The following is an 8,384-nucleotide window of genomic DNA, read 5'->3' as shown; positions in this document are numbered from 1 at the left end:
CCCGTTAGCCATCCATGAAGCGCAAAAATCAGCGCTTCACCACAGAGAATGAAAATGTTTATGATTGCCGATACTGATTCTACGGCTGGGAGAGGAAGGTCGATGAACTATGGTGCGTGAGAGCCCATCCGTTAGTCTGACTCCAACGACCACGGTGCACCACTGACTGTCGCTCCCTTACGGGAAGCACACATGGTAGATTAATCCTATTCTGGTTGCTGCACCAGCCTCCAATTTTTAGTGCCGTAGAAAGGATGTTTTCAAGTGGATGTAGTTATTGAAAGAGCTTGTGGTATGGATGTTCATAAGGACAATATTACTGCATGTATTATGACACAAGAAGGAAAGGAGATTCAAACGTTTTCGACTAAGACTGTTTTTCTAATACAATTGGTTGACTGGATTAAACAACATGGTTGTACCCATGTTGCCATGGAAAGCACGAGTGTTTATTGGAAACCTATTGTTAATTTACTAGAGGCTGAAAATATTGAATTTTTGGTTGTAAACGCACAACATATGAAAGCAGTCCCTGGGCGTAAAACAGATGTTAAAGATGCAGAATGGATAGCTAAACTCCTTCGGCATGGGCTACTCAAAGCTAGTTTCATTCCTGATCGAAATCAACGAGAATTGCGTGAACTTGTTCGGTATCGTCGAAGTATCATTGAAGAACGTGCCAGACAACATAATCGTATCCAAAAAGTATTAGAAGGAGCTAACATCAAACTAGGCTCTGTTGTTTCAGACATTATGGGTGTCTCCGCTCGCGATATGCTCAACGCAATTGCTGAAGGTGAGGAAGATCCTGAAAAACTAGCAAACTTTGCTCGACGCACAATGAAAAAGAAGAAGGACGAACTTCAACTTGCACTTAGAGGTTATATCAGCGATCATCAACGATTAATGTTGAAAACCATTTTAAAACACATTGATTTCTTAACGGAACAAATTGAGATGTTAGACCAAGAAGTAGCTGATAAAGTGAGCGTTTATCAAGAAGATGTTGAAAGATTAGATTCAATTCCTGGTATTGCGACTAGAATGGCAGAACAAATCCTATCCGAGATTGGGACAGATATAAAAAAACAGTTTCCTAGTGCAGCTCATATGTGTTCCTGGGCAGGATTAGTTCCTGGACATAACGAAAGTGCTGGAAAAAGGAAATCAACTAAAACAAAAAAAGGGAACAAATATTTAAGATCAGCATTAACAGAAGCAGCCCATTCTGTAAGAGGTTCTAAAAACTACCTTGGTGCATTGTATCGGCGTACTGCATCACGAAAAGGTAAGAAACGAGCAGGAATTGTGGTAGCTCATGCCATATTGCGTATCTCGTATTATCTCTTAACACGGAAAGAAATGTATATAGACTTAGGTGAAGACTACTTTGATAAACAAAGACAGCAATCCCTTGTTCGACATTCATTACGAAGACTCGAAAGCTTAGGATATACAGTAACTTTACAAGAGCCTGAAGCATCTTAACCTCGTCAACTTATCTACAATAAGATCAATTAATTAGGCGCTCTCCTCTTTTTTTAAAAATGAATAAGCTGCGTCTTCTTTAGTATTGCCATTTTTGATAGGTTACAGAAGTTTATTTTCATGGTAGTTAAAAAAGAAAAACCATATTTATTACTTCTTTTCGTTAATATTAAGTATCTTGTAATAAGCAAAAATAATGGTGGCAAGACCAATCCCAAAAAGTATACTTCCAGCGGCCAAGAAATTATTTGTAGAACCTTCAATTACAATTAGGTATGTTGAAGTGTCTGCCCCACCTGTCTGCTCCACCTGTTTGACTATCCAATTTTCAGCAAGTGATAATCCAAAATTAACACTGAAAAAAAGCAATATAAAACCAATTACAGTTATTAAAGAACCTAAACCAACTAAACCTTTTAATTTGTTTTTTGTCATTTTACTTCCTCCAATCTCTTCTTTCACTAAACTGCCCCTTAGTACAATAACTTCTACATAAAATAGCGTTAATCCTTCTAGAATTAACGCACCAGTTTATTGAAGAACGATTGCACTTTTCTGTCATTGTGACAAAAGAAAAACTATTGAAATTCAACTTTAACAACATCTGGTTCCTGCCCTTGCCTAACAAGGGTAACATTAGCTTCATAATCATTTTTCCATTCAATAGATATATCATCAGGTAGATTAGTCTTTATAATAGAATTTTTATCATAATTAATTCTTAATGTAGGATTGGGGAAATCTTCTACCCTAACAATTTCAATTTTATTTTTATTATTTGGAGAATCACTGACCAATAACTGAATTTCTCTAGGGACAAATACACGGTAAGAAATCCAAATAATTAATGCAATAATTAAAAGTCCTATTATAACTATCCCGAAGAAACAGCCAATTTTAGTGTAAAACTTAGTTTTTTCTCGCTCTTCACCATTAACAGTATTCCAGTCCATAGCATTCCCCTATCTGTACAACAAGCAATTTCTTATTAAACAATCCTGCCCCTTTAGTAAAATAACTTCTACATAAAATAGCGTTAATCCTTCTATAATTAACGCACCCGCTAGTTGAAGAAGATAATTGTATGAAATCAATCATATTTAATTATTAAGTTGTTTCCTATCTCAAGTTGTTTAGTTGATTTTTCTTCATTCTCACAGTCCAGTATTACTTCAACTGAATGTTTTTTAGATTCTACAAAAGAAATGATTTGTCTTCCAAGAAAAACAGTGATTGTACTATCTTTTATTTTGTAATCTTGAAAAAGTGATTTTATTATATTTTTGTCTTGTTCTGTCAATGTGCCATAAATCCTTACTTCTAATATTCCATTAATCTTCTTATCCCTACTATTCGGCACCATATATTTTTGCATAAATGCTTTACTTTTTTCATCATTAAGCTGTTGTAAGAAAAATTGAAAAGGCATTCCTTCAAATTTAGGTAAATATGAATTTCTCCAAGGCATTGTCTTACTTAGTAGGTTAAAGAACCATTTGAATTTTAAAGGTTCCGGCGTTGATACTTGAATATTCCGTCTAATGAGCCTCTGATATGTTGCTTCAATATCATCTACTTCTAATGCAAAACCAATAAGTCCCCTATGCCCACTATGATAGTCCTCAGTCCAGCTTTCTATCCAACCCCCACCATCTTTTGATTTGACTTTAATCAATTCAAAATATTCATTCCCAATCCATATGTTCGATACCTTAAATCCTTTTGTACCCTTTCCCCATTTCGGTTCATATGGAAGACCTAAAGAGTGAACTTTCTTGATAAAATTTTCATCTTCTTGTACAAAACTATCAACATTTACAACTAAATGGTCAATCTTCAATTCATTCTCCCCCAATAAGAGTTTAGATGTCCTTTAATTTAATACGTTTGAACCGAATAGAGGTTCCGAATTTTGGGAAATATTCCATTTGAAATTAACAAAAATCCCATTCTGCTTATTGAACTAAACTTCCCCGTTTGTAAAAAAGCGACTGCCCTTATTGAAAAATCGCACCCTAAATTTCAGTTATGGCATAGAAGTTACTGCAAAATGTATCAAACCTGTTACTATAACCAAAAACACCATAAATGAACTTGAATACAATATAAGTTTCCTTATAATTTTTGGCTCTTTTATTTGTTCATAAACGACAAACCCTAAAACAATTGAAATTAACCATATAACTATACCCCACAATGAAAATAGATACGGTGAATTTGCCACCCAAAATGCTATAACGAGTAAATAAAAGAGCATCAAACCCCAAGCTAATCCTTTCATTTCCTTTCCTCCAATATCAATAAGAGTTATTTATATTTCACTTTACATTTAGTTATTCTTAGTATAAAGGGATTCTATGTACATAGATATTCTATGCATATAAATAATAATATTATAATTGCAAAATAGCAACAGTTGTTTAACAAACCTGACCCGATAGCTCAAGAATTTAAAATAATAATATCATAATTTTCTGTAAGTGTTAATAAAAGAAAAAGATCGTACCAAAATGACGATCCTTTTGTTTAACTATCGCACCCGTTACTTTAAGTACATTACTCACATTCTCAAGTAACATGACAATTGGGGGATTTTGCTTCCATATACAAAAGACCGTATAAATAACGGTCATGTGTATTTAATCTGTTAAAGTTTATTTTGAATTTAACGAGATTTTCTGATTAACTATCTATTGTCTTAATAAGTGAAATCACCTTATTATTGAAGTGGAATAATAATAAGAAAATAATATCTATCTAACTATGCTTTTATTTCTTTTCCTCTTCCTTTTTTTGACGCTTCTCTTCCTCTTTTTTGAGTTTCTCATCTTCTTTTTTAAGTTTCTTATCTTCTTTTTTTACTTTCTTATTTTCTTTTTTGAGTTTCTTATTTTCTTTCGATTTCTCTTCCTCTTTTTTCAATTTCCCTTCTTCTTTTTTGAATTTCTCATCTTCTTTTTTGAGTTTCTCTTTATTTCCATTGCTGTTCTTAGGTGGAACTTCTGCAGAATCAATTCCTTTTATATAAAGTTCATTATTCACTCTGTAGACACTTTCCGGTTTCTGGAAATTTGCTGTGTCCGTTCCAAAAGCTTCCATCATTGCTTTAAACATTAACTGTGAGATATTCGTCGTATTTCCACTCATATAGTTACCCTGTCCGTTTTGAGCGTAACCCGTCCAGACAGCCATGGTGTATTGGGGTGTATAACCTGCAAACCAGCTATCATTTGTAGCTGAGCTTGGGTATCCATATTTAGCTCGCGTTTTTTCATCAAAATTGGTTGTACCTGTTTTCCCGGCAACATCCAGTCCGGGAACATTTGCAGTTGTTCCTGTCCCAGCATTTACGACTGTGCGTAACATATCAGTTACCATATAGGCAGTGTAATCCTGCATAACACGTTTTGATTTCTCCGCAAAATTAACGACTGCGCCATCTGCAAGAACAACCTTTTGGACGAAATGCGGTTTATTATATAGACCGTTATTTCCAAAAGCACTGTAGCCCCCTGCCATGTCTAAAGGACTAACGGTATTGCTGCCAATCGAGTAGGATTCATATACTTCATTACTTTTAAACGTAATGCCAAGTTGTTCTGCAAAACTCTTAGCCTTATCCATCCCAACTTCTCTCAATGTGAGCAGTGCCGGGATATTGTATGAATGTTGCAGTGCCGTCCGCATAGTCAGCATTCCATGATATTGATGATCCCAGTTGGAAATGGGCTGACCCGTTGAATAAGTTGTCTTCTGGTCATTAATCAAATGACCAGTGGACCATTTCAAGTTTTCAATCGCCGGACCATAATCAAAAATCGGCTTAAAGATTGATCCTGGTTGACGTTTGATATTGACGGCAAAGTTGTGACCTGAAAATTGAGCTTTATAGTCATTTCGACCACTCCCGATTGCCCTGACTTCACCCGTTTTGGTATCTAATAAAACGAAGGCTCCCTGAAAGTTCGCATCCGGATAGACAATGATTTCACTGGTATTCATCATTTTGTCCGCAAAGTCCTGTGCTTTAGGATCCAGCGTCGTATAAATCGACAAACCGTCCTCACTGATGTCCACATTCTTCAGTTTTCCCTTAACCTCTTTCACAGCTGCATCCAAAAATGCTTCATATGGCATACTTTGCTGCGTATTTTTTGCTACAAGCCCCTCTGTTACAGGAACTTTTTCTGCTTCCTTCATTTGTTTTTCCGTAATATAGCCCTCACGAAGCATCGAGCTTAATACAATGTGACGGCGCTCCGTGGCTGCTTCTTTGTTTTCCGGTATGGTTGGATCATAATTGTTCGGACTCTGTGTCAGTCCGGCTATCATCGCCGCCTGTGCAAGCGTCATTTTTTTCAAATCATCGGACTCAATACCGTAATAATTCTTCGCTGCGGCAGCCACTCCGTAAGAGCGGTTTCCAAGGTAGATTTTATTTAAATACATCATTAAAATGTCCTGCTTGGAATATTTATTTTCCAACTGATATGCTAAGTCCCATTCTTGCACTTTACGTTTCAGTGTTTTCTCTGGAGACAGAAAGGAATTTTTAATGACTTGCTGTGTAATCGTACTACCTCCCTGAGATCCGAAATCTCCGGTTACGTTCACGAAAATCGCCTTGGCTGTCCGTTTGAGGTCGATCCCAAAATGTTCGTAAAAATGGGAATCCTCGGTGGCAATAACGGCATGTTCCAACACTTTTGGCACTTGATTGTACGTAATTTTTGTCCGTTTTTCCTTCCCGTATTCATAAAGGAAGTTTCCATCTTTATCATAAAATTTAGTAGAAAGTGGATCCACTAGCTTAGAAGAATCTAAGGAAGGTGTATCCTTAATCATTGAAGCGAACGTAATGGCTCCTGCTCCTGTTAAAACAAGACCGAGGACCAAACAGACAATGAACATTTTTTTAAACAATGATCCTTTTTTCAGTATACCGAGACTTCTTTGTTTATTTTGGCTTGTTTTTTTCGCTTTTTTTCGTTCCGCACGCGTTTGATACGCTCCTTCAGACATTCAAATTCTCTCCCATGTTAATATAAGATAAAAACCTTGTGTCGATATTATAGTTAGATGTGATTAAATTTCGGGTCATCTTTTTCATGAACTCCTATGTAACGGATTGAAGAACGATTGATCCAATAATCCCCATGGTCACCTTTCGTAAGAAAGTATTTGTTCTGTTCAATCTTTTCTACTATTTCTTGTAAAACTTGTTCCTTACTAATATCTGCCTCTTTCATTATTCTTTCTCTTTTAATATCATCCTCTAAGGTATAACAAACTATAAATTCCTTCATACTAACTCCTCCCTCATTTAAAACTTACAAAGTTAATCAAGCTCTACAAATCTACAGCTCGATGGTAATTTACTTGAGCCTATTTATATAGGTTCATAAGAACCCTTAACTTTATGGGGGGATTATAGGATGGTATTTTATACCAAAAATAAAAAAGAGCTGCCGCAGCAACTCATTCTTATTCAACAAGTCGAGTAGAAGGGAGCCTCTCTACCTTGCGGTAAATTGTGCTCCTCCCCCCTCACAGAACCGTGCTTGCGCTATTCACGCACACGGCTCCTCCTAGTCACCAATCACAAAATGTAGCTAATCTCTTTCCTTAAGTCATAGACGTTAACCTTAATTCTTGCGTAAGGTAATGGGTATTTATTAAGAAAGAGTCTAAATTTATCCCAAGTAAATGATTTCCTTTGACTTCTTCTATTGAGCCATTTAAACAATAGGTATCTGATTTTGTCTCTGAATTTGTTTACACTTGGGGTATTATCCGTTATGCAATAATAATTGTAATAACCTATAAGAGAGCGTCGAAATCTATCCATAATTATATGAATATCTTTATTTCTATTAATCTTCAACCATTCTTTAGATTCTTTGAGTTTGCCTTGGACTTTCTTCCTGTTCGATTTCCGTTTCACTCGGAATTTTCCTTGTTTACTTTTCCCACAATAGTGTGTAAAACCAAGGAAATCAAAGGTTGCAGGTTTACTATTTCCCTTTTGCTTTGCATCTTTCTCCGCAAACCTTCCAAAGGGAATAATTTTGGTTTTATCCTCAGCTATTTCTAAGTTAAATTTCTTTAATCTCATTTTTAATGATTGGAAGAATTGTTGAGCTTCACTTTTAGATTGAAAACAACAAACAAAATCATCTGCATATCTCACAATGAATGCTTGTCCTTTGCACTGTTTTCTAACCCTCTTCTCAAACCATAGGTCGAGGACATAATGGAGGTATATATTGGCTAACACTGGAGAAATCACTCCACCTTGCGGTGTACCATACTCTGTTTTGTGTTTCTTGCCTTCCTCCATATATCCACCTTTAAGAAACCTACCAATAATTCTTAGTAAGTTAGGATCAGCGATTCGCAGTTTTAAAAACTCCATCATCCATCTATGGTCAACGTTGTCAAAGAATCCTTTGATATCTACATCTACTACATAATTTACTGACCTCTTTTCAATATAGTGGTTCAGTATTTTCAAAGCATCGTGGCAATTACGATTTGGGCGGAATCCGAAAGAGCAATCTAGAAAATCATTTTCATAGATGGTATTTAGTATTTTGGTAATGCCTCTTTGAACAATTTTGTCTTCGTGTTCCGGTATTCCCAATGGTCTTTTCTTGTTTGAATTGAGCTTTGGAATATACATTCTCCTTACTGGAACAGGATGATAGCTTTTGCTTTTAAACCTGTTTACTAAATCCTCTATATTTTCTTTTAGATTTTCATTGTATTCCTCTTTAGTTGTACCGTTAACCCCAGTTGCCTTTCTGTTTGGTAATTCATGATGACATTGAACTAGTGATTGTTCATTTAGTAAATGTGCAAGAGATGTAAATTTCATTTTAGGATTAGATTTTGCC

8 protein-coding genes are annotated in these 8,384 nt (G+C 35.7%); 1 reads left to right on the top strand and 7 read right to left on the bottom strand.

Annotation, left to right across the window (positions count from 1 at the left end):
* The first annotated feature begins 264 nt into the window (after window positions 1-264).
* Entirely contained in the window at window positions 265-1,488 is a 1,224-nt protein-coding gene (locus CWR48_RS16350; RefSeq protein WP_115774397.1) for an IS110 family RNA-guided transposase, read from the top strand.
* 150 nt (window positions 1,489-1,638) lie between these two features.
* Here the strand turns inward: CWR48_RS16350 and CWR48_RS16345 are convergent, their stop codons facing one another.
* From CWR48_RS16345 to ltrA, 7 genes are all read right to left on the bottom strand, one after another.
* Window positions 1,639-1,950, bottom strand: coding sequence for a hypothetical protein (locus tag CWR48_RS16345; RefSeq protein ID WP_115774396.1), 312 nt, complete (start codon window positions 1,948-1,950; stop codon window positions 1,639-1,641).
* Window positions 1,951-2,066: 116 nt separating this feature from the next.
* Window positions 2,067-2,441, bottom strand: a complete 375-nt coding sequence (locus CWR48_RS16340) for a hypothetical protein (protein WP_115774395.1) — start codon at window positions 2,439-2,441, stop codon at window positions 2,067-2,069.
* A gap of 137 nt (window positions 2,442-2,578) precedes the next feature.
* Window positions 2,579-3,328: a VOC family protein gene (locus CWR48_RS16335; RefSeq protein WP_115774394.1), complete on the bottom strand. Its 750-nt coding sequence runs from the start codon at window positions 3,326-3,328 to the stop codon at window positions 2,579-2,581.
* A gap of 186 nt (window positions 3,329-3,514) precedes the next feature.
* Complete coding sequence (locus CWR48_RS16330; protein ID WP_115774393.1) at window positions 3,515-3,769, bottom strand: hypothetical protein; 255 nt, start codon at window positions 3,767-3,769, stop codon at window positions 3,515-3,517.
* Between the two features lie 488 nt (window positions 3,770-4,257).
* The gene (locus CWR48_RS16325) at window positions 4,258-6,510 is read right to left on the bottom strand and encodes a transglycosylase domain-containing protein (protein WP_115774392.1); all 2,253 of its coding nucleotides are present in this window, start codon (window positions 6,508-6,510) and stop codon (window positions 4,258-4,260) included.
* 53 nt (window positions 6,511-6,563) lie between these two features.
* Window positions 6,564-6,794 (bottom strand): hypothetical protein, encoded by a 231-nt coding sequence (locus CWR48_RS16320; protein ID WP_115774391.1) that lies wholly within the window; start codon window positions 6,792-6,794, stop codon window positions 6,564-6,566.
* A gap of 293 nt (window positions 6,795-7,087) precedes the next feature.
* A partial coding sequence (gene ltrA / locus CWR48_RS16315; protein ID WP_115774401.1) for a group II intron reverse transcriptase/maturase occupies window positions 7,088-8,384 on the bottom strand: 1,297 nt, incomplete at its 5' end.

This window comes from Oceanobacillus arenosus, assembly GCF_003369575.1.
Classification (GTDB): Bacteria; Bacillota; Bacilli; order Bacillales; family Amphibacillaceae; genus Oceanobacillus; species Oceanobacillus arenosus.
The sequence above is the reverse complement of the archived record's forward strand: the minus strand, read 5'-3'. Positions and strand labels throughout refer to the sequence as shown.

Coding starts and splice junctions, on each gene's coding strand:
- CWR48_RS16340 (WP_115774395.1), bottom strand. CDS start 2,441: ATGGACTGGAATACTGTTAATGGTGAAGAGCGAGAAAAAACTAAGTTT.
- CWR48_RS16330 (WP_115774393.1), bottom strand. CDS start 3,769: ATGAAAGGATTAGCTTGGGGTTTGATGCTCTTTTATTTACTCGTTATA.
- CWR48_RS16325 (WP_115774392.1), bottom strand. CDS start 6,510: ATGTCTGAAGGAGCGTATCAAACGCGTGCGGAACGAAAAAAAGCGAAA.
- CWR48_RS16320 (WP_115774391.1), bottom strand. CDS start 6,794: ATGAAGGAATTTATAGTTTGTTATACCTTAGAGGATGATATTAAAAGA.